19 protein-coding genes are annotated in these 20,822 nt (G+C 68.4%); 5 read left to right on the forward strand and 14 right to left on the reverse strand.

The genetic code is table 11. From position 1 onward, the window contains the following. Nucleotides 1-33: 33 nt before the first annotated feature. Nucleotides 34-846 carry an SDR family NAD(P)-dependent oxidoreductase gene (locus AC23D6_RS12355; RefSeq protein ID WP_487749551.1) on the forward strand — a complete coding sequence of 271 codons (813 nt, stop codon included), beginning with the start codon at nt 34-36 and terminating at the stop codon, nt 844-846. A 67-nt stretch (nt 847-913) separates the two neighbouring features. Here AC23D6_RS12355 and AC23D6_RS12360 read toward each other — a convergent pair whose 3' ends face one another. The 5 genes from AC23D6_RS12360 to trpB all read right to left on the reverse strand — a co-directional run bounded on the left by AC23D6_RS12360 (nt 914) and on the right by trpB (nt 6,263). Further along, entirely contained in the window at nt 914-1,852 is a 939-nt protein-coding gene (locus tag AC23D6_RS12360) for an isopenicillin N synthase family dioxygenase (protein WP_487749552.1), read from the reverse strand. Between the two features lie 78 nt (nt 1,853-1,930). Continuing rightward, entirely contained in the window at nt 1,931-3,280 is a 1,350-nt protein-coding gene (gene glmM / locus AC23D6_RS12365; protein WP_487749553.1) for a phosphoglucosamine mutase, read from the reverse strand. Continuing rightward, complete coding sequence (gene accD, locus AC23D6_RS12370) at nt 3,277-4,170, reverse strand: acetyl-CoA carboxylase, carboxyltransferase subunit beta (protein WP_487749554.1); 894 nt, start codon at nt 4,168-4,170, stop codon at nt 3,277-3,279. Before accD ends, glmM begins: the two co-directional genes overlap by 4 nt. A gap of 87 nt (nt 4,171-4,257) precedes the next feature. After that, on the reverse strand, nt 4,258-5,055 hold the full coding sequence (gene trpA, locus AC23D6_RS12375; protein ID WP_487749555.1) for a tryptophan synthase subunit alpha: 798 nt from the start codon (nt 5,053-5,055) through the stop codon (nt 4,258-4,260). Next, nucleotides 5,052-6,263, reverse strand: coding sequence for a tryptophan synthase subunit beta (gene trpB / locus AC23D6_RS12380; protein ID WP_487749556.1), 1,212 nt, complete (start codon nt 6,261-6,263; stop codon nt 5,052-5,054). The genes trpA and trpB overlap by 4 nt, the downstream gene beginning before the upstream one ends. Before the next feature lie 95 nt (nt 6,264-6,358). Here trpB and AC23D6_RS12385 point away from each other — a divergent pair, with 95 nt between their 5' ends. Beyond that, on the forward strand, nt 6,359-7,252 hold the full coding sequence (locus AC23D6_RS12385) for a LysR family transcriptional regulator (RefSeq protein ID WP_487749557.1): 894 nt from the start codon (nt 6,359-6,361) through the stop codon (nt 7,250-7,252). Here AC23D6_RS12385 and AC23D6_RS12390 read toward each other — a convergent pair. The 7 genes from AC23D6_RS12390 to prmB all read right to left on the reverse strand — a co-directional run bounded on the left by AC23D6_RS12390 (nt 7,249) and on the right by prmB (nt 14,815). Then, nucleotides 7,249-7,881, reverse strand: coding sequence for a phosphoribosylanthranilate isomerase (locus tag AC23D6_RS12390; protein WP_487749558.1), 633 nt, complete (start codon nt 7,879-7,881; stop codon nt 7,249-7,251). The two genes, AC23D6_RS12385 and AC23D6_RS12390, sit on opposite strands and share 4 nt — an antisense overlap. 22 nt (nt 7,882-7,903) lie before the next feature. Continuing rightward, nucleotides 7,904-8,701 carry a tRNA pseudouridine(38-40) synthase TruA gene (truA, locus tag AC23D6_RS12395; RefSeq protein WP_487749559.1) on the reverse strand — a complete coding sequence of 266 codons (798 nt, stop codon included), beginning with the start codon at nt 8,699-8,701 and terminating at the stop codon, nt 7,904-7,906. Nucleotides 8,702-8,716: 15 nt separating this feature from the next. Then, a complete protein-coding gene (locus AC23D6_RS12400) occupies nt 8,717-10,426 on the reverse strand; it encodes a type IV pilus assembly protein FimV (protein ID WP_487752631.1) in 1,710 nt (569 codons plus the stop codon). Between the two features lie 86 nt (nt 10,427-10,512). Further along, nucleotides 10,513-11,538, reverse strand: a complete 1,026-nt coding sequence (locus AC23D6_RS12405; RefSeq protein WP_487749560.1) for an aspartate-semialdehyde dehydrogenase — start codon at nt 11,536-11,538, stop codon at nt 10,513-10,515. A gap of 74 nt (nt 11,539-11,612) precedes the next feature. Continuing rightward, on the reverse strand, nt 11,613-12,650 hold the full coding sequence (locus AC23D6_RS12410) for a 2-hydroxyacid dehydrogenase (protein ID WP_487752632.1): 1,038 nt from the start codon (nt 12,648-12,650) through the stop codon (nt 11,613-11,615). Then, complete coding sequence (aroC, locus tag AC23D6_RS12415) at nt 12,643-13,746, reverse strand: chorismate synthase (RefSeq protein WP_487749561.1); 1,104 nt, start codon at nt 13,744-13,746, stop codon at nt 12,643-12,645. Before aroC ends, AC23D6_RS12410 begins: the two co-directional genes overlap by 8 nt. 139 nt (nt 13,747-13,885) lie before the next feature. Continuing rightward, complete coding sequence (prmB, locus tag AC23D6_RS12420) at nt 13,886-14,815, reverse strand: 50S ribosomal protein L3 N(5)-glutamine methyltransferase (RefSeq protein ID WP_487749562.1); 930 nt, start codon at nt 14,813-14,815, stop codon at nt 13,886-13,888. A gap of 135 nt (nt 14,816-14,950) precedes the next feature. On the opposite strand from prmB, the gene AC23D6_RS12425 reads away from it, so the two are divergent. Both AC23D6_RS12425 and asd read left to right on the forward strand, forming a co-directional pair. Further along, complete coding sequence (locus AC23D6_RS12425) at nt 14,951-15,604, forward strand: SCO family protein (protein WP_487749563.1); 654 nt, start codon at nt 14,951-14,953, stop codon at nt 15,602-15,604. After that, the gene (gene asd / locus AC23D6_RS12430) at nt 15,601-16,446 is read left to right on the forward strand and encodes an archaetidylserine decarboxylase (RefSeq protein ID WP_487749564.1); all 846 of its coding nucleotides are present in this window, start codon (nt 15,601-15,603) and stop codon (nt 16,444-16,446) included. Before AC23D6_RS12425 ends, asd begins: the two co-directional genes overlap by 4 nt. Before the next feature lie 83 nt (nt 16,447-16,529). Here asd and AC23D6_RS12435 read toward each other — a convergent pair whose 3' ends face one another. After that, on the reverse strand, nt 16,530-16,943 hold the full coding sequence (locus tag AC23D6_RS12435) for a glutaredoxin family protein (RefSeq protein WP_487749565.1): 414 nt from the start codon (nt 16,941-16,943) through the stop codon (nt 16,530-16,532). 651 nt (nt 16,944-17,594) lie between these two features. Then, complete coding sequence (locus AC23D6_RS12440; RefSeq protein WP_487749566.1) at nt 17,595-19,175, reverse strand: transglycosylase SLT domain-containing protein; 1,581 nt, start codon at nt 19,173-19,175, stop codon at nt 17,595-17,597. Between the two features lie 135 nt (nt 19,176-19,310). Between AC23D6_RS12440 and AC23D6_RS12445 the strand changes: the two genes are divergently transcribed. After that, a complete protein-coding gene (locus AC23D6_RS12445; RefSeq protein ID WP_487749567.1) occupies nt 19,311-20,813 on the forward strand; it encodes a helicase HerA-like domain-containing protein in 1,503 nt (500 codons plus the stop codon). Nucleotides 20,814-20,822: the final 9 nt, after the last annotated feature.

Raw genomic sequence — 20,822 nt, forward strand, 5'->3', positions numbered from 1 at the left:
CGTGGGCGAAGACCCGCCGATACCCAACCGCCCATGACCGAGCTCTCCCCTGCCCCCGTTTCCGGCTATGCCGTCGTCACCGGCGCCTCCAGCGGCATCGGGGAACAGCTCGCGCGGGAGTACGCGCGGCGCGGCGTTCCCCTGGTACTGACGGCGCGCCGCGCGGACCGCCTGCAGGCGCTCGCAGAAGAATTGGCGGCGCAGGTGCCTGTGGAAGTGATCACCTGCGACCTGGCGGACCCCGCCGCGCCAGCGGCCCTCGTGACCGAACTCGAACGCCGCGGCATCGCGGTGCGGATCCTCGTCAACAACGCCGGCTACGGCGTGCCGGGCCGCTATCGCGCCAGCGAGTGGGCCGTACATGCGGCCTTCCTGCAGGTCATGGTCACGGCCGTCAGCGAACTGTGCTGGCGCCTGCTGCCCGCGATTCGTGCCAGCGGCCAGGGCCGCATCATCAACGTGGCATCGTTCGCAGCGCTGATGCCGGCGGCGGAAGGCCAGACGCTTTATGCGCCGGCGAAGAGCTTCCTGCTCAAGCTGAGCGAGGCACTCGCGCTTGAAAACGCCGATCGCGGCGTCCACGTCACCGCGCTGTGCCCCGGCTTCACCTATTCCGAATTCCACGACGTCACGGGCACGCGTGCGCGCATGCAGGTTTCGCCGACGATGTGGCTGCAGGCCACCGATGTCGCGCGCGCCGGCATCGACGGCAACGAGCGCGGCGACGTGCTGGTGGTGCCGGGCTGGCGGTACCGCTTGATGCACGCGATCGTGAAGCTGCTGCCGCACCGCGTGGCACTGGGCCTGATGGCGCGCAACTCGCGCAAGGTGCGGCCGCTGGATTGAGAGGCCCGGAAACGCACGACGCCGGCAAGCCGGCGTCGTGGGACAGCATGAGCGCGTTGCGCGTCGCTTACTTCAGCTTGATCTCGCGCAGGCGCTCTTCCAGGTAACCCTGGGCGGTGATCGGCTCCGGGTAGCGCGAGGGCGTCTCGGCCGTGATCGTCGAGGGCAGCACGTCGATCAGGAAGTCCGGATTCGGGTGCAGGAAGAACGGCACCGAATAGCGCGGCTGGCGCGCCTGCTCGCCCGGCGGGTTGGTCACGCGATGGGTTGTCGAGGGATACACGTGGTTGGTCAGGCGCTGCAGCATGTCACCGATGTTGACCACGATGGTGTCGGCATCGGAGGTGAACGGCACCCACTCGCCCTGCTTGGAACGCACTTCCAGGCCCGCGGCGCTCGCACCGACCAGCAGCGTGATCAGATTGATGTCCTCGTGGGCACCGGCGCGCACGTTCGGGATGTCGTCGGCGGTGATCGGCGGGTAATGGATCGGGCGCAGGATGGAATTGCCCGAGTTCGTCTTGTCGACGAAATAGTCCTCCGGCAGGCCGATGTGCAGCGCCAGCGCCGACAGCACGCGCGAACCCAGCTGGTCCAGCGCCTGATACAGGCCGTAGCCGTGCTCCTTGAAACCGGGGACCTCGACAGGCCACAGGTTCGGCGGCATGACGTCGCGGTATTTCGAGTCTTCCGGGATCTCGCGGCCGATATGCCAGAACTCCTTCAGGTCGAAGTGCTTGGAGTCCTTCGCGGTCTCCACGCCGAATGGCGTATAGCCGCGCGCACCGCCGCCGCCGGGCACGTGGTACTGCTTCTTCACCTCGTCCGGCAGGGCGAAGAAGCGCTTGAACACGTCGTAGGCCGCATCGATCTGCGCCTGCGGGATGCCGTGGTTGCGGATGCCGGCGAAGCCCCATTCGCGATAGGCCGCGCCCAGCTCGGCGACGAACGCCTCGCGGTCGGTATCGAAACGGGTGATGTCCAGCGTGGGGATACGGGCACTCATGCGGTTCTGCTCCAGCAAGTTTGTTGCGCGGGGGAACGCCATGGGACCGTTCCCGCGCCAGAGATTCATTGATCCAACTCAAACCGCGGCAGCGGCGCGCACGGCATCGGCCAGGGTGTCCAGCGTGCTGCGTACCAGCGCATCGTCGTCGGCCTCGACCGTGACGCGCACGACCGGTTCGGTGCCAGACGGACGCAGGAACGCGCGGCCGCGCCCGGAAACCGCCGCCTGCGCCTGGGCCAGGGCGGCTTGCACGCTGGCGGCCTCGGTCGGCTTGGCGCCGTTGGCCAGCTTCACGTTGATGGTCTTCTGCGGCAGCATCGTCAGCCCGTCGAGGGCCTCGCGCAGTGTCTGTCGGCGGCGGCGCAGCGCTTCCAGCACCTGCAGCGCGGCGATGATGGCGTCGCCCGTGGTGGTGCGGTCCAAGCACAGCAGGTGGCCGGAGGCTTCGCCGCCGAGCACCGCATTGCCCTCGACCAGCGCTTGGTGCACGTAACGGTCGCCGACCTTGGTGCGGACGAACGGGATCTCGAGCTTGCCCAGCGCGCGCTCGAGGCCGTAGTTGGTCATCAGCGTGCCGACCACCGGCCCGCGCAGGCGGCCACTGGCCTGCCAGTCGCGCGCCAGCAGATAGATCAGCTGGTCGCCGTCCACGGGCACGCCCTCGCCGTCCGCCATCAGCACACGGTCGCCGTCGCCGTCGAACGCGATGCCCAGGTGGGCGCCGGTCTCGCGCACCTTGGCGGCCAGATTCTCCACGTGCATGGAGCCGACGCCGTCGTTGATGTTGATGCCGTTGGGTTCGTCGCCGATGGTGATCACGTCGGCGCCCAGTTCGCGGAACAACAGCGGCGCGATGTGGTACGTCGCGCCGTGCGCGCAATCCAGCACCAGCTTCAGGCCCTTCAGGTCGAAGCGGCGCGGTACGCTGGCCTTGCAGAATTCCATGTAACGGCCGACCGCGTCGCGCGTGCGGATCGCCTTGCCAAGCTTCTCGGATTCGGCGGTGAAGAAAGGCGCGTCGAGCGCGGCCTCGATGGCCAGCTCGGTGGCGTCGTCCAGCTTCTCGCCTTCGGCCGAGAAGAACTTGATGCCGTTGTCGTGGTGCGGGTTGTGCGAGGCGCTGATGACGATGCCGGCGTCGGCGCCCAGCGTGCGCGTCAGGAACGCCACACCCGGCGTGGGCATCGGGCCCATCAGCTGCACGTCGGCGCCGGCGGCGACCAGCCCGGCCTCGAGCGCGGCTTCGAACATGTAGCCGGAGATGCGCGTGTCCTTGCCGATCACCACCACCGGACGGGTGTCGCCTGTCTTCTCGCAAAGCACGCGCCCGAGGGCGTTACCCAGACGCAGCACGAAGTCGGCGGAGATCGGGCTGGTGCCGACCCGGCCGCGAATACCGTCGGTACCGAAATAGTTGCGGCTCATGCGGTCACCAGTTCGCTGTCCTGCGGCTTGGGCTGTTTCATTAGCAACGCCAGCAGGTCGGCGAGGCGGTCACGCATCTCGCGGCGGTCGCAGATCTGGTCGATCGCGCCGTGGGCCACCAGGAACTCCGAACGCTGGAAGCCTTCCGGCAGCGTCTCGCGCACGGTCTGCTCGATCACGCGCGGGCCGGCGAATCCGATCAACGCTTCCGGCTCGGCCAGGTTGATGTCGCCCAGCATCGCGAAGCTGGCCGACACGCCGCCGGTGGTGGGATGCGTCATCACCGAGATGTACGGCAGGCCCGCCTCACGCAACTTGCCCAGCGCGGCCGACGTCTTGGCCATCTGCATCAGCGAGAACAGGCTCTCCTGCATGCGCGCGCCGCCGCTGGCGGAGAAGCACACGAACGGCGAACCGATCTCCAGCGCCTTTTCCGCGCCCAGCGAGAAACGCTCACCGACCACCGACCCCATCGAGCCGCCCATGTAGGCGAAATCGAAGGCGCTGGCGACCAGGTCGCGGCCCTTCAACGTGCCCTGCAGGGTGATCAGCGCGTCGCGCTCGCCGGTGCTCTTCTGCGCGGCCTTGATGCGGTCGGCATACTTCTTCTGGTCCTTGAACTTCAGTACGTCGGTCGGGCCCAGAGCAGCGCCGATCTCACGGGTGCTGCCGGGGTCGAACAGCGCCGCCATGCGGGCACGGGCGCGGATCGGCATGTGGAAGCTGCACTTCGGGCAGACCTCCAGGTTTTCCTCCAGCTCCGGCCGGTACAGCACCGCGCCGCAGCGGTCGCATTTTTCCCACAGCCCCTCGGGGACGCTGCGTTTGCTCTTGCCTGCGTTGCCTTCGGTGCGGATGCCCGACGGCATCAGTTTGCTGAGCCAGCTCATGCGTGGTCTTGCTGCCTGCCCCGGAAAGGGCCCAATGGATTAGCGCGGCAGTTTAGCTCAGTCGTCCATGCACCACCGTACGGTGGCTCAGCCGTCCAGGGCCGCCCGCAAGGGCGCGAGAAATGCGGATGCGCGGGCCGGCGCATCGCCCTCGGCCTCGGCCAGTGCCGCCACCAGCGCGCTGCCCACCACGACGCCGTCCGCGTCGGCCGCCATGGCCGATGCGCTGGCGGCATCCTTGATCCCGAAGCCGGCCACGACCGGCGCACGGGCGCCCTGGCGCAGTTGCTTCAGGCGCTCGCCCGCGGCGCCGATGTCGAGACGGTCGGAGGCGCCGGTAACGCCGGCGAAACTGACGTAGTACAGGTAGCCCTGGGCGGTGTCGCACAGCATCTGCAGCCGCCCGGCCGAGGTCGTCGGCGAGGCGAGCGCGATCAGGGCCAAGCCCTCCTGGTTGAAGACGGTACGGGTCTCCTCGGCCTCTTCCGGCGGCAGGTCGACCAGCAGCACGCCATCCACACCGGCCGCGACCGCTTCCCTCGCAAACCGCGCCGGGCCATGGATCTCCACCGGGTTCAGGTAACCCATCAGCACGAGGGGCGTGGTGTCGTCCTGCTGGCGGAACACCTCCACCGCCTCCAGCACGTAGCGCAGCCCGGCACCGCGGGCCAGTGCACGCTCGGAGCTGCGCTGGATCACCGGGCCGTCGGCCATCGGGTCGGAGAACGGCACGCCCAGTTCGATCACGTCGGCACCCGCATCCACCAACGCATGCATCACCGGCACCGTGGACTCCAGCGACGGATCGCCGGCGGTGATGAACGGCACCAGCGCCTTGCGACCCTCGGCCTTGAGGGCGGCGAACTTCGCTTCGAAACGGCTCACAGGCTGATCCCCTCGCGCGCGGCGATCGTATGTACATCCTTGTCGCCGCGACCGGACAGGTTGCACAGCACCAGTTGGTCCTTCGGCAGCTCGCGCGCCAGCTTGATCGCTTGCGCGACGGCATGGCTGGATTCCAGCGCCGGCAGGATGCCCTCGGTGCGGGTCAGCCGATGGAACGCGGCGAGCGCCTCTTCGTCGGTGACGCCGATGTACTCGGCGCGCCCGCTGTCCTTCAGGAAGGCGTGTTCGGGTCCGACGCCCGGGTAATCGAGGCCGGCGGAGATGGAATGGGTTTCGATGATCTGCCCGTCGTCGTCGCAGATCACGTAGGTGCGGTTGCCGTGCAGCACGCCGATGCGGCCCGCCGACAGCGACGACGCGTGGCGCCCGGTTTCGATGCCGTCACCGGCGGCTTCGGCGCCGACGATCCGCACGCCGGGATCGTTGAGGAACGCATGAAACAGGCCGATCGCATTGCTGCCGCCACCGACGCAGGCGGTGATCGCATCGGGCAGTCGGCCATAGTCGGCCAGCATCTGCGCCCTCGCCTCGCGGCCGACCACGGCGTTGAAGTCGCGCACCATGCGCGGATACGGGTCCGGGCCGGCGACGGTGCCGATGATGTAGAACGTGTCGTGCACGTTGGTCACCCAGTCGCGCATCGCTTCGTTCAGGGCGTCCTTCAGCGTGGCCGAGCCGCTGGTGACGGGTACCACGGTCGCGCCGAGCAGCTTCATCCGGTAGACGTTGATCTTCTGGCGCTCGATGTCGGTGGCGCCCATGTAGACCACGCATTCCAGGCCCAACCGGGTGGCGACGGTGGCACTGGCGACGCCGTGCTGGCCCGCGCCGGTCTCGGCGATGATCCGCTTCTTGCCCATCCGGCTGGCCAGCAGCACCTGGCCGATGGTGTTGTTGATCTTGTGCGCGCCGGTGTGGTTCAGGTCCTCGCGCTTCAACAGGATCTGCGCGCCGCCGACTTCGCGGCTCAGGCGCTCGGCGTGGTAGATCGGACTGGGGCGGCCGACGTAGTGCTTGAGATCCTTGTCGAAGGCGGCGATGAAGGCCGGATCGACGCGGGCGGTGTCGTAGGCCGCGGCCAGTTCCTGCAGCGGGCCGATCAGCGTCTCGGCGACGAAGCGTCCGCCGTGGCGGCCGAAGTGGCCGCGGGCATCCGGATAGGCGTGGTAGTCGGGGACGGACGACATGGCGAAGCTCGAAGCGGACGATGCCTCACGTTATCGCACGCTCTCATTCTGAAATAGCGATGTTTGCGGGCTAACCTGTGAGATAAACTCACGCGATGTCCCGTCTGCTCCCTTCCCTCAATGCCCTCCGTGCCTTCGAGGCCGCCGCCCGCTTGGGCAGCGTCAGTCAGGCGGCCGGCGAACTCCACGTGACCCACGGCGCGGTCAGCCGACACATCCGGGCCCTGGAAGACGCCTTGGGCCGGCCCCTGTTCGTCCGTGACGGCCGTGGCCTGGCACTGACGGCCGATGGCCACCGCCTGCGTAACAGCGCGGGTGAAGCTTTCGGGATGCTGCAGGCGGGCTGGAACGCCCTCCAGCGGGGCCCGCGCGCGACCGCGCTCGTGCTCGGCTGCCCAGGGAGCCTGCTGGCCCGTTGGGTGATCCCGCGCCTGGAACGCCTGGCCCACGATCTGCCCGACCTGACCCTGCACCTGTCCGCCCAGGAAGGCCCCATCGATCTAGCCGCAGCAGGCCTCGACGCCGCCCTGTTGCTGGGCGAGGCGCCGTGGCCCGCGGGCTGGGAGGTGTGGCCGCTGGCGCCGGAGCAGATCGGGCCGGTGCTCAGCCCCCAGCACGCCCGCTTCGCCGCGCTGCGCGAGGCGCCGCCACGGGTCTTGCTGGATGAGCCGGTGCTGCACACCGCCTCGCGGCCGCAAGCCTGGCCACGCTGGCTGGCGGCGCACCAGCTGCACGATGCCCCGCGCCTGGGTACCGGGTTCGATCACCTGACCTACCTGCTGGAAGCCGCCGTCGCCGGGCTCGGCGTCGCGATCGCTCCGCGCGAACTGGTCCAGGCCGACCTCGATAGCGGCCGGCTGGTCGCGCCGTGGGGGTTCACCGGGACAGGCGGCACTTGGGCGCTGTGCGCCGCACGCGGCACGCAGGACCCGCGCCTGCCCCGGCTGGCCGAGTGGCTGCGCCAGGACCTGGCGCAGCCAGCCACTTAGCTGCGGGTCTCGGCAAAGCGGACCGCGTCGACGAAGCGCCGCATCTTGTCGGGGTCCTTCTCGCCGGGCGCTGCTTCGATCCCGCTCGAGACATCCACGCCCCAGGGTCGCGCCGTGCGCAGCGCCAGGCCTACGTTCTCCGGCGTCAGGCCGCCAGCCAACAGGAACGGCCGGTCGGTGGTGGCCGGCATCTGCCGCCAGTCGAACCGCTGGCCGCTGCCTCCCTGCTCGCCGGCCGCATGGCCGTCGAAAAGGAAGCCGCTGGCGTTCGGATAAGCGGCCAGGCTGGCGAAGGCGCTCTCGCCCTGCCCGCCCATCGCGATCGCCTTCCAGAATGGGCGACCCAGCGCGGCGGCGAACGCATCGTCTTCGGCGCCGTGGAACTGCAGCAGGTCCGGCTGCAGCGATTCGACGATCTGCTCGATCTCGTTGCGCGGGTTGTCCATCACCAGCGCGACGACGCCGATTTCCTCGGGCACCAGTTCGCGCAACATGCGCGCCTGGCCCAGCAGCAACCGGCGCGGGCTGCGCGGCGCGAACACCAGCCCGATGTAGTCCACCCCGAGCTCGACCGCCAGGCGGACGTCCTCGGCACGGGTCAGTCCGCAGAACTTGATGCGCGTATGCATGACGGCAGGGTAACCCGCCGGCTCAGACGGCGGGTGCCGGCAGCGTGACTTCGGCCGGCAGGCCCCACTCGGCCGGGTAGAGCGGACTGACGAAGACCAGCCCATCCGGTGGCGCGGTGGGCCCGGCGACGGTGCGGTCGCGACCGGCGAGCAGATCCGCGATCCAGCCCTCAGGTTGCTCGCCCCGGCCGACCACCAGCAGCGAGCCGACGATGTTGCGCACCATGTGGTGCAGAAATGCGTTGGCCTGCACCTCGACGATCACCTTCTCGCCCTGCCTCCAGACCGAGATGGCGTGCAGGTTGCGCATCGCGTGCGGCGACTGGCAATGCACGGTGCGGAACGCGCTGAAGTCGTTCTCGCCCAGCAACACCTGCGCGGCGCGATGCATCGCGTCGGCGTCGAGCGGCATCCGTTCCCAGCTGAGGTACTGCCGCTCCAGTGCCGGTCGCGCGAGGCGGTTCACCAGCGTGTAGCGATAACGTCGCGCACGCGCCGAGAAACGCGCATGGAAATCGTCGGCGACCGGCTGGCACCAGCGCACGCAGACGGCAGGCGGCAGGCGCGCGGTCGCGCCCAGCAGCCAGCTTCGCGGCGTGCGCGCGGCGTCGCTGTCGAAATGGACCACCTGGCATTGCGCATGCACGCCGGCATCGGTGCGGCCCGCGCAGATCGTGTCGACCCGCGCGTCGGCGACCGACGACAGCGCGTTCTCGAGCGCCGCCTGCACGGTGGTGTCGTCCGGGGTACCGGACTTGCTCAACCGCTGCCAGCCCAGGAAGCCGCCGCCGTCGTATTCGACGCCCAGCGCGTAACGCATCAGGACTTCACCCGGTCATCCGATCTCGCGCAGCAGTTGCAGCGCTTCGTCGCGTGCACTGCCATCGGTACCAGCGGCGACTTCGTTGAGCAGGTCACGGGCCGTGGCGACGTCGCCGAGGTCGAGATAGGCCACCGCCAATTCCAGGCGATCGCGCCCGACCGGCGCGGGTGCAGGCGCCGACGAGGTGCTGCCGCCGGAATGCCAGGTCGGGCCGGACGCCTTCACGGGTTCCGGCTTGGGTGCGGGCTTTGGCGCGGACTTCGGGGCAGGCGCGGGCGCCGCCACCGGCACGACCGCGGGCTCCAGCACGGGAGAAGGTTCGGACGAAGGCGCTGCAGGCGTCGGCACCACAGCCGCCAACTCCGCGGCCCGGCTCGGGGCGGGCGCATCGCCGAGCACCGTGCTGCGCGGCACCGGCGCCAACCGACGGCGGCGCTGCGAGAAGCCCCAGGCCAGCGACCCGACGAGCAGCAGGCCGAACCCGGCCCAGGCCCACACAGGCACGCCGCCCTCGCTGCCCGAGGCCTGCGCCAGGCGCTGTTGCGCAGCCGCCAGGTCGCTGTCCTTCATCGCCAGCAGTTGTTCCTGCTGGGTTTTCAGTTTCTCCAGTTCGGCGACCTGGGAACGTAGCTCCTGCACTTCGGCTTCGCGCGCGGCCAGGTCTTCCTTGGATTGCTGCAGTTGTTCGTTCGCCAACATCTCGCCCTCACCGCCGGCGCTCACGCCGGACTGCGTTCCAGAACCCGTAGCACCTGCGGCGGCGGGCGCGATTTCCAGGCGCGCGTCGGCCACCGGCGCGGTGCGCGGTGCCGTCGGCGCAGCGGCCGGCGCGGGCGCCGGTTCGACCACGGCGGCCGGCTGCGGAATCGGCGCGCGCGCGCGTCGCCACTCGGCGATCTGGCTGCGCACCAGCGCAGCGGCCTCGTCTTCGAGGATGGTCTGCGCCTCGGCCGATTCCGGCACGCGCAATACCGCGCCCTGCTTGAGCAGATTGATGTTGCCGTTGATGAAGGACTCGGGATTGGCGCGCAGCAGTGCGACCATCGCCTGGTCCAGCGTATAGCCCTGCGCACGCGCCAACGGCGCGGCGACCTGCGAGAGCGACTGGCCACGGCGCACTGGCGCCAAGGTATCGCCCGGCGCGAGCTGTGGCGCAGGAGTCGACGCGACCGTGGGTGCGGGCGTGGCTGACGGCGTCGGACGGGTCGGGGCAGCTTCAGGCGCGGGGGGCGCGGTCGGCGTGGGCTCCGGGGTCGTCGCCACGACAGGTTCGACCGGGCGCGCGATGGTGTCCGACGGCGCAGCGACCGGCGCGTCGATCACCGGCTGTTCTGCCGCCGCCAACGTGCCCGGCGTGCTGACCAGCGCGGAATATTCGCGCACCAGCCGGCCCTGGCCCCAGTCGACTTCGATCAAGAAATTGACCGCCGGCACGTCCACCGGCGTGCGGCTGGTAACGCGCACCACCGGGCGTCCGGCTTCATCCAGCGCGACGCTGAAGTCCAGTTCGTTGACCAGCCCCTGCGGGCGCGGCAGGCCGACGCGCTCGAACGTCGTCGGTGACGCCAGGCGCGCACGTAGCTGCTCCAGCTCGCCCGGCTCGCTGGAAATGATCGGAATCTCGGCCAGCAGCGGCTGGCCGGGTTGCGATTTGACCTTGATCTCCCCCAAGCCAAGCGCGAGGGCGGCATTGCTCAGCAATGCCAGCCCCAGCCCGATCATGCCGGCCAGGCGGAGTCTTGCCGTCCGAGGTCTGTGCTTCGGTTTCACGGCCCTTCCCCATGTTTCCCGGGCACGACTATAGCCGCTCAGCCGCCGTTCGCCACCAGTTCGGCCAATTGCACGGCGTTCAGGGCCGCGCCCTTGCGGATGTTGTCGGCGACCACCCACAGGTTCAGGCCGCGCGGATGCGAGAAGTCCTCGCGTATGCGGCCGACGAACACCGGGTCGCGACCGGAGGCGTGGGTGACCGGTGTCGGGTAACCGCCCGCCTTGGGTTCGTCCACCACTTCCACGCCGGGGGCGGCGCGCAGCAGCTCGCGGGCCTGTTCGGGGGTGATCTTCTTCTTGGTCTCGACGTTCACGGCTTCGGAGTGGCCGTAGAACACCGGCACGCGCACGGCGGTGGGGTTCACCTGGATGCTGTCGTCCTCGAGGATCTTGCGCGTCTCCCAGACCAGCTTCATCTCTTCCTTGGTGTAGCCGTTGGGCTGGAATTCGTCGATGTGCGGGATCAGGTTGAAGGCGATCTGCGCCTGGAACTTCTTCGGCTCGATGTCCTGGAAAGCCAGCAGCTGGGCGGTCTGGCGGCCGAGCTCCTCCAGCCCGGAACGGCCGGCACCGGAGACGGACTGGTAGGTGGCCACGTTGATGCGCTCGATGCCGTACTCGCGGTGGATCGGTGCGAGCACCGGCATCAGTTGCATGGTCGAGCAGTTGGGGTTGGCGATGATGCCGCGCGGACGATTCTTCGCCGCGTGCGGGTTCACCTCGGACACCACGAGCGGCACGTCGGCGTCGTAGCGGAAGGTCGACGAGTTGTCGATCACCACCGCACCGGCGGCGGCGAACTTCGGCGCGTACTCCTTCGACACGCCACCGCCCGCGGAGAACAGGGCGATGTCCACGCCGGCGGGGTCGAAGGTTTCAAGATCGAGGACGTCGACCTTCTGGCCCTTGAAGTCGACCTGGGTGCCGGCGGAGCGCGCCGAGGCGAGCAGGACGAGCTTGGCGATCGGGAAATCGCGCTCGGCCAAGATGGACAGCATGGTTTCGCCGACGGCGCCGGTGGCGCCCACGACAGCGACGGTGAAGCGACGGTTCTGGTTGCTCATGAAAAGGATTCGCGAAAGATAGGATTGAAGACAGCGGACAGGGAGGCTGTGTTCGGGGAACCTGCGGGCGTGCCTCAGGCTCCCTGTCGTTTGGCGATGGAGGTGGTGCCGAAAATGGTGGCGAGCGCGTCCGGATTCACCGGCGTCGGCGGACGGCCGGCATCCGGCCCTTCGCCGAGCGCGGCGATCAGGTTGTCGACGGCCAGCGACACCATCGCGCGGCGCGTGGCCAGGCTGGCGCTGGCGATATGCGGGGTCAGCACCACGTTGCGCAAGGCCAGCAGTTCCGGGCGTACGGCAGGCTCGCCTTCGTACACGTCGAGGCCGGCGGCGGCGAGGCGCCCGTTCGCCAACGCATCGGCGAGCGCGACTTCATCCACGATGCCGCCGCGGGCGATGTTCACCAGCGTGGCGGTGGGCTTCATCTTGGCCAGCGCGGCGGCATCGACCAGATGATGGACCTGCGGCGAATACGGCAGCACCAGGACCACGTGGTCGGCCTGGGCCAACAGATCGTCGAAGCCGGCGTAGGCCGCGCCGCACGCGCGCTCGACGGTGTCGGGCAGGCGGCTGCGGTTGTGGTACAGCACGCGCATGCCGAAGCCGCGCGCGCGACGGGCGATGCCCTGCCCGATCCGGCCCATGCCGACGATGCCCAGCGTGCTGCCATGCAGGTCCGCGCCCAGCAACGTGCTGAAGGACCACTGCTGCCACTGCCCTTCGCGCAGCCAGCGTTCGGCTTCGGTGATGCGGCGCGCGGTGGCCATCAGCAGCGCGAAACCGAAATCGGCCGTGGTCTCGGTGAGCACGTCCGGTGTGTTCGTGGCGACGATGCCGGCCGCGGTCAGCGCCGGGACGTCGAGGTTGTTGTAACCCACGCCGACATTGGCGATTGCGCGCAAGCCAGGCGCACCTGCGATCTGCGGCGCACCGATCTTCTCGTTCAGCGTGACCAGCGCGCCGGCGCTGTCGCGCAGCGCGTCGGCGATGGCCGCGGGGCTGTGTTCGGTAATCACGTCCGTCGCGTGCACGTCGAAGTGCGCCGCCAGCCGTTCGACGAGATCGTCGAACAGCGGCTGCGACACCCAGACGCGCGGCCGCGACTCAGCCATCGACACTGCCCGGGACATGCGGCGGCACGTCGCCGACATCGCCGCATTGGGCGCGATGACGCAGCGCCTGGTCCATCAGCACCAGCGCCATCATCGCCTCGGCGATGGGCGTGGCGCGGATGCCCACGCAGGGATCGTGGCGGCCGGTGGTGATGACGTCCACGGTATTCCCGTCCACGTCCACGGTCGCACCCGGCAGGCGCAGGCTGGACGTCGGCTTCAGCACGATGGACGCCGTGACCTGCTGGCCCGTGGAAATGCCACCGAGGATGCCGCCGGCGTGGTTGGACAGGAAGCCTTCCGGCGTCATCAGGTCGCGATGTTCCGTGCCCTTCTGGGTGACCGCCGCGAAGCCGTCGCCGATCTCCACGCCCTTCACCGCGTTGATGCTCATCAGCGCGGCGGCGAGGTCGCCATCCAGCTTGCCGTAGATCGGTTCGCCCCAGCCGGGCGGCACGCCATCGGCCACGACATTGACGCGTGCGCCGATGGAATCGCCCGACTTGCGCAGCGCGTCCATGTAGGTTTCCAGCGCCGGCACCTGCGCGGCGCAGGGCCAGAAGAACGGGTTGTCTTCCACCGCGCTCCAGTCGAAGCCCTCGGGGGTGATCGGACCAAGTTGCGACAGGTAGCCACGCACGCGGACGCCGTAGCGTTGCAGCAGCCACTTCTTGGCGATTACGCCGGCGGCCACGCGCATCGTGGTTTCGCGCGCGGACGAGCGACCGCCACCGCGCGGGTCGCGGATGCCGTATTTCTGCCAGTAGGTGTAGTCCGCATGCCCCGGACGGAACTGCCGCGCGATGTCGGCGTAGTCCTTGCTGCGCTGGTCGGTGTTGCGGATCAGCAGCGCGATCGGCGTGCCGGTGGTACGGCCCTCGTACACACCGCTGAGGATCTCGACCTCGTCGGCCTCGCGGCGCGCGGACGTGTGCCGCGACTTGCCGGTGGCCCGGCGTTCCAGGTCATGGCGGAATTCCTCCGGCGCGATCTCCAGCCCGGGCGGGCAGCCGTCGACGACGCAGCCGATCGCCGGTCCGTGCGATTCGCCGAACGTGGTGACCGTGAGGAGTTTTCCGAAACTGTTGCTGCTCAAGCGCCGCTCCGCGGATGGGAACTATCGGTGCCGGGTCTTCAAGCATCGCATACCGGCCGCCCTATTGTGCAGTGCGCCAACGCCCGCCGCGACGGTTGCAGGCGCAACCGCTGCGCGCGTGGCGCAGGATCCGGCGGCGTTATTTTCGCGTGGCGGCGAGCGCGGTGATCCGCGCGTTGTGCCGGATCAGCTCCGCGCATTCGACAGCAAAGATGCCCATCTGCCCCACCTTGAATTCGATCCAGGCGAACTCGACGTCCGGCAGCAGTTTCACCAGCGCGTGCTCGGATTCGCCGACTTCGCAGATCAGCAGGCCGTCCTGGCTCAGGTGCAGCGGCGCGTCGCGCAGGATCTTCAGCACCAGGTCCAGGCCGTCATCGCCGGCGCGCAGGCCGAGTTCCGGCTCGAAGGAATATTCCTTCGGCAGTGCGTCGGTCTCGTCGTTGGTGACGTAGGGTGGATTGGTGACGATCAGGTCGTAGTGACGGCCGGTGAGCCCTGCGAAGAGGTCCGATTTCACGAAGTGCACGTTGTCCGCGTGCAGGCGCGCCTTGTTCTCGGCCGACAGGGCCAGCGCGTCCTCGCTGATGTCGGCGCCGTCGACCTGCCAGTCCGGGTGGTAGTGGCCCATCGCGATGGCGATGCAGCCCGAACCGGTGCACAGGTCGAGCGCGCGGTTGACCTCGCGACCTCCCAGCCAGGGCTCGAAGCCGGCTTCGATCAGCTCGGCGATCGGCGAACGCGGCACCAGCGCGCGCGCATCGCTCTTGAAGCTCAGGCCGGCGAACCAGGCTTCCCCGGTCAGGTAGGCGACCGGCACGCGCTCGTTGACGCGGCGCTCGAACAGCGCCAACACCTGCGCCTTCTCCGGCGAGGTCACGCGCGCCTGCCCATAGGCCGGGCCCAGGTCCGGCGGCAGGTGCAGCGCGTGCAGGACCAGGAAGGTCGCCTCATCCAGCGCGTTGTCGTAGCTGTGGCCGAAGGTCAGGCCGGCGGCGTTGAAGCGGCTGGCGCCGTAGCGGATCAGGTCGATGATGGTATGCAGTTCGGCGGCGACGTCGGCGGTCATGGCAAGGCTTGTGAAGACGCCGGAACGGCGAAGGGCGCCGATTATAGGGGCTGCCCCGGTATCATGGCCGCTTCCGCCGCGCCCATGCGGCCCCGGCCCGCGGGCCGTGCCCTCCTTCGTGGGAATCCCCAGCGCATGTTCAACAAGAAGATCGGCCTCATCCTCGTCCTGGCGCTCGCCGGCGGTCTGGGCCTGCTGGCCGCGCAGAAATTCTTCGGCCCGGTGACCCCGGCCACGCCATGGCCCGCCACCGAAGCGGTGACCCTGTTCCCGCAGGCGCGGCCGCTGCCGCCGTTCTCGCTGCGCCAGTCCGACGGCACCCAACTGGCCGACGGCGAGCTGAAGGGCCACTGGACCCTGGTCTTCCTCGGCTTCACCTTCTGCCCGGACGTCTGCCCCACCACGCTGGCCGAACTGGCCCAGGCGCAGGCGCAGTGGAAGGACCTGCCCGATTCCACCCGGCCGCGCGTGCTGTTCGTATCGGTGGACCCGGAGCGCGACACGCCGACGCGCATCGGCGAATACGCGCACGCCTTCCATGCCGACACGCTGGCCGCGACCGCGGACGTGCCGACGCTGGAGAATTTCGCCAAGGCGCTGGGCTTCGTCTTCATGAAGGTGCCGGGCGACGGCTTCGACCAGAACCCGAACGACTACAGCATGGACCACTCCTCCGCGATCGGCGTGCTGGACCCGCAGGGCCGGCTGGCCGGCCTGATCCGTCCGCCATTCCAACCCAAGGCGATCGCCGCGGACATGCGCGCGTTGACCGAGGCCTCGTCGAAATGAGCCTGCTGACCTCACTGACCTATGTGTTGCCGCACCGCTTCCTGTCGTCGCTGGCACGCCGGCTGGCCTATTCCACCTCGCCCGCGACCAGCCGCTGGCTGATCGATACGGTGACGCGGAAGTTCAACGTCGACCTGTCCGAGGCCGCCGATCCCGACCCGCGCGCCTATCCAAGCTTCAATGCCTTTTTCACCCGCGCGCTGAAGCCCGGCGCGCGCGTGGCGGATCCCGACCCGCGCGCCTTGCTGATGCCGGCCGACGGCCACATCAGCCAGTGCGGCCCGATCGAGTACGGCCGCATCTTCCAGGCCAAGGGACAGTCGTTCACCGCCGCCGAACTGCTGGGCGATGCGACGGACGCGGAGCCATTCCGTCACGGCCTGTTCGCCACGGTGTACCTGTCGCCACGCGACTACCACCGCGTGCACATGCCGTGGACCGGCACATTGCGCGAAACCGTGCACGTCCCCGGCCGGCTCTTCAGCGTGGGCACGGCCGCGGTGGCGAACGTGCCGCGCCTGTTCGCGCGCAACGAACGCCTGGTCTGCCACTTCGATACCGATTTCGGCCCGATGGTCTCGGTGATGGTCGGCGCGCTGCTGGTGTCCGGCGTGGAAACGGTCTGGAGCGGCGAGGAAATCCCCGCCTACGGCACCGCGATCACCCGCAAGGACTACCGCGGCAAGGGCATCACGCTGGAGCGGTTCGCGGAGATGGCCCGCTTCAACTACGGCTCGACCGTCATCGTGCTGCTGCCGCCGGGCGTGGCGGAACTGGCACCCAATCTAAAAGCCGAATCACCGGTATGCTTAGGCCAGGCCCTAGCCCGATTGATCGGGTAGCGGCCAGAGCCGGGGCCGCTACGACGCGTTTCGTCGCAGGCCCTGGCCCGCGTGATCTGAGCGGTATGTCTGTGCGCTATCGGCTAACGACTCTCTTCGCGGACGTAACGTTGCTGCTTTAGCAATGCAACAAGCTTGGTGCGGTCGTATCCCTCGAGCTTTGCGTTCGCCATCACGATGACGGGAACGCGCTTCGCTTCCAATCGTTGCAACTCTTGGCGGTGCATCGTCGACGTATCCGCAGGACGTTCCACGTAGTCCACACCGAGTTCGTCGAGTAGCTGCCGCGCCTGTTTGCAGCCGCCACAGGATGCGAGGCTGTAGAAAGCGATCTGATCCGGCCGCGCGAGGTAAAGCTCATAGTCGCCGCGCGTTACCGACAGAGCGCCCGCTTCAGCAGACTTATGGGCGCTGTAGGCGCGTCCCGCTCCAAGACCGATCAGGAGCGCGGCCACGATCAGCGCGAGCGGAAGCAGCTTCCCGATATTTCTAGGCATCTTCGATCCTTCGCGTGCATGTGCCGTTCGAAACCGCGGGGTTGCCCCCGCGGCACCTCGCCAAATCGGATCAGGGGGGATCGCAGTTACCGCACGTGAAGAACCGGCATGTATTGAGGCTGGCACGGCATTGGGCAGGGGTGTATTGCCCCCCCTGCATGCACGTGGTGTACGCCTGATCGCAAGCGAGCCAACATTCCGTACATGGATCGTCTGCCTTCGACGTGAACGAGAATCCAAGCACCAACGCTGCTGTACATGCGGACGAGAGCAGAAACGTTTTGATGGACATAACTACCTCCTTGTTATGGACGCTGACGAGTCAGCGATGCATATGTACTCTCGTCACGGATCGTGGAACGCGTTCGAGAGCACACTTTTTCGTTGCGCACCGCGGCTCGCGAAGACACATCGGCACAAGACGCGCATCGCCCGATGTTCATTCGTTTACATACAACCGTTTACGTTGCATCAGGACACAACGGCCACCCACGCATCCAGCGAGTTGCACGCATTCACCGCTCACCAGTCGCAGCGCTGCCGACCAAGCCAAAGACAATGCCGTTGGGCGGCGGCCCCGGAAGCTACCGCATGTGATGGCGATGGCTAGCGCACAAGCAAGGCGCAGCCGCCACTTGGCGCGACCCTCGACTATTTCTTGCAACCTTCCAGGCTCAGCTCCTGCCCCGGCCGCACGGCGTAAGCGGGCGCCTTCAGGTTGTTCGCGCGCGCCAGCTGCTTCTGATCGCACTGGAAGCGCTTCGCGATGCGTCCCAGCGTATCGCCCTTGGCAACGCGATACTCGCGGGCCTGCTTGGCCTTGGGTTCCGCGGGCTTGGGCTCGCCGGTGGCGACGGTGGTCGGCACGCCGGCTACGGGCGTCACGTCGCCCACAGCGACGTTGCCGGTGAACTGCGCGCGACGGATGGCGGCAGCCGGGTCGGCATTGACCAACGTGCGGGCGAGATCCGCGCGCGGACCGCTCACGCAATGGCGCGTGTAGAGACCTGAGATGCGCGTGTTCGCCTTCAGCGTGGTACCGGCCGGGATCCAGGTTTCCGGCTGGTAGCGCGGATTCAGGTTGCGTAGCGTGCGCATGTAGCCCTCGCGCGTGCCGCCGTTGCCCAGGCAGATGGTCAGCTCGTAGATCGAGGCGTCGCGCGCCAGCTTCAGCGGCGCGGGCTGCGCGTTGACCTTCGGGAACTCCAGGCCGTACTGCCGCGGGTGCAGGAACAACCATGCCGCAGCGATCACCATCGGCACGTAGTCGCGCGTCTCGCCGGGGAACTGGCTATAGACCACGTCGTCCCAGAAGCCGAGGCCCGGATTCTCGCGATACACGCGCGCGGCGCGGCCTTCGCCGCCGTTGTAGGCAGCCAGTGCCAGCTCGATGTTGTTGTTGAGCCCCCGCATGCGTTCATTGATGTACGCCGCACTGGCCTGTCCGGAGGCGTAGGGGTCGTAGCGCGTGTCGAAGCCGCTGGCATCGCGACCGAGCCCGAAGCGCGCCCCGGTGTTGAACATGAACTGCATCGGGCCGGCGGCGCCGGCGCGCGAGGTCGAATGCACCTTGCCGTTCGATTCCTTGGCCATGATGCCGAAAAGCAGAGCTTCCGGCAGTCCGCTGCGCTCCCAGGCGGGATACAGCTCGGCGCGCATGTTCTGGTAGTTCTCGTAGCTGTCGATCAGCGCGGGGCGCATGTCGGTCAACCAGCGGCGAATGCCGGCCTGGATGGCCGGGTTGTACTCGACCATGCGGTCGAACGCGTGGCGCTGGTCGTTGAGCAGCGCTGCGGTGCGTGCGGTTTCCGGCACGGCGGTACCGACCGGCGTGGCGTGGTCGGTGCCGTCGTCCAACGCATCGATCGCGTCACCGTCCTCTTCCCCATCGACGGTCTGCCCGTCGGCATTGTCTTTCAGGAGGCGCTTGTACGTGGCCAGCAAGGTGGCCACCTGGCAACCGCGTTGTTTGATGCAGGCATCCAGGACGTCTTCCATATCCTCCAGCGCGGCGTCGCTCTCCGCGGCGCCGCGCGGATCGCTGTTCGCTACCAGCACCAGCCCGTCGCGGTAGCGCTTCTCCGCGGCAGCCATGCGCTGCTCGAGCGTCTCGGCCGCGGCGCGATCCCGCGCGGAGACGCGCTGGGCATGGGAGACGGGCGACACGAGCAAGAGGGACAGGGTGGCCGCAATGGGCCAGTAACGCAGGCAGGCGGGAACCGCGAAAGACATCAGGTAGGCATCCAGAGTGTGAGTCGGGAGGGTAGCCCCGGCCGCGCGCCGCGGGCAAGGTCGGACGTCATGGAACGTTGCACCGCCGCTCGCGTCCAGCCGCTAGAATCGCGGCATCACCACGCGAGGTTGAACATGGATCCGATCCTGCTGGGCAAGGGCGTCACCGACGACATTCCGGTCACCCTGCAACCGAAGTTCGGCAACCGCCATGGCTTGGTGGCTGGCGCCACCGGCACTGGCAAGACGGTGACCCTGATGACGCTTGCCGAAGGCTTCTCGCGGATGGGCGTGCCGGTGTTCATGGCCGACGTGAAGGGCGACGTGGCCGGCCTGGCCACCGCCGGCGACGGCAGCGAAAAGTTGCTTCAGCGCGCGAAGGACATCGGCATCACCGACTACGCAGCGAGCGCGAATCCAGTCATTTTCTGGGACCTGTACGGCAAGCTGGGCCACCCGGTCCGCACCACCGTCAGCGAGATGGGCCCCACGCTGCTCTCGCGCATCCTGGAGTTGAACGACACCCAGAGCGGCGTGCTCGACATCGTGTTCAAGCTGGCCGACGACCGCGGCCTGTTGCTGCTCGACTTGGAAGACCTGCGCGCGCTGCTGGGCCTGGTCGCCGCCGAACGCAAGGACATCTCGACCAGCTACGGCCTGGTGAGCACGCAGTCGGTGGGCGCGATCCAGCGCGCCCTGCTGCGGCTGGAGCAGGAAGGCGGCGAGATGTTCTTCGGCGAGCCGGCGCTGGAACTGGCCGACCTGATGCGCACGAACACCGATGGCCGTGGCGTGATCGGCATCCTGGCCGCGGACCAGCTGATCCTGAAGCCACGTCTCTACTCCAGCTTCCTGTTGTGGCTGCTGTCGGAGCTTTTCGAGACGCTGCCGGAAGTCGGCGACCTGGACAAGCCCAAGCTCGTGTTCGTCTTCGACGAAGCGCACCTGCTGTTCGACGACGCGCCGCCGGCGCTGCAGCAGCGCATCGAGCAGGTCGTGCGCCTGATCCGTTCCAAGGGCGTGGGCGTGTACTTCTGCTCGCAGTTTCCGGACGACGTGCCGGACAACATACTCGGCCAGCTCGGCAACCGCGTGCAGCACGCGCTGCGCGCCTTCACCCCGCGCGACCAGAAGGCGGTCAAGACCGCCGCCGAGACCTTCGTGCCGAACCCCAAGCTGGACGTGGCCCAGGCCATCTCCAAACTCGGCACCGGCGAAGCACTGGTCTCCACGCTGCAGGACAAGGGCATCCCCTCGCCCGTGCAGCAGACGATGGTCTCGCCGCCGCGCTGCCGGATGGGCGCCATCAACGAGACCGAACGCCAGCAGGTGCGCAACGGCAGCCCTGTCGGCGGCAAGTACGACACCCGCGTGGATCGCGACTCCGCCGCGGAGATGCTCGCGCAGCGCGCCGAAGCCACGACACAGGCGGCCAAGGCGCCGCCCGCGAAGACCGAACAGGATGACCCGGACGCCGGCGGTTTCGGCCAGTCGGTGAAGGACGCCGTGTTCGGCACCAAGCGCCGCCAGGGCATGATCGAGACGATGGCCAAGCAGACCACGCGCACCATCGGCACCAAGCTGGGCAACCAGATCGTGCGCGGCATCCTGGGCAGCATCTTCGGCGGCCGTCGCTGACCGCACGCG

The organism is Pseudoxanthomonas sp. G3, assembly GCF_057654715.1.